The organism is Streptomyces sp. SP17BM10, assembly GCF_036322405.1.
Taxonomy (GTDB): Bacteria; Actinomycetota; Actinomycetes; order Streptomycetales; family Streptomycetaceae; genus Kitasatospora.
In genome coordinates this window covers 1-490 of record NZ_JAQYXB010000397.1, presented here as the reverse complement: position 1 = coordinate 490, position 490 = coordinate 1, and the positions used below count along the sequence as shown (strand labels likewise).

1 protein-coding gene is annotated in these 490 nt (G+C 80.8%); it reads right to left on the bottom strand.

The annotated features are described in order from the left end of the window. Window positions 1-279 precede the first annotated feature (279 nt). Window positions 280-490 (bottom strand): hypothetical protein (locus tag PUR71_RS03005; protein WP_329924723.1); only part of this gene is annotated, 211 nt, incomplete at its 5' end.

Here is a 490-nt window from a genome sequence, read left to right as displayed (position 1 = left end):
GTGCTCCTGGTCGTGGTCGAGCGGCTGCGGCCCGCCCGGGCGCGCAGCCGCTGCTCGTGCTCGGCGCGGGCCCGGTCCTCCGCCTCGGTCACCCTGGGCGGCAGCGGGCCCCGGTGGGCGATCTCCCCCTCGGCGGGGGGGTGCGCGAGGGGGGGGTGCTTCCCGGCGCGACCGGCGGGCGGGGCCAACGCCCGCGGTGCGCGCGGGGGTGTGCCGACGTGGGCCTGGGTCCAGGGCGCGGCAAGCGGCCCTGCTACCCCCGGAGACCGGCCAGGCCGGCTACTTGCCCATGCCCTTGCCGCGGTCGCGCGGGTCGTCGTAGCCGCGCGGGCGCGGGGCCGGCAGCGGCGTCGGCGGCCGGGGCGTCGTCTTCTTCTGCTCCGTGCTCCAGGTCGTGGACGATCGGCTGCGGGCCGCCACGGCGCGCAGCCGCTGCTCGTGCTCGGCGCGGGCCCGGTCCTCCGCCTCGGTCACCCTGGGCGGCAGCGGG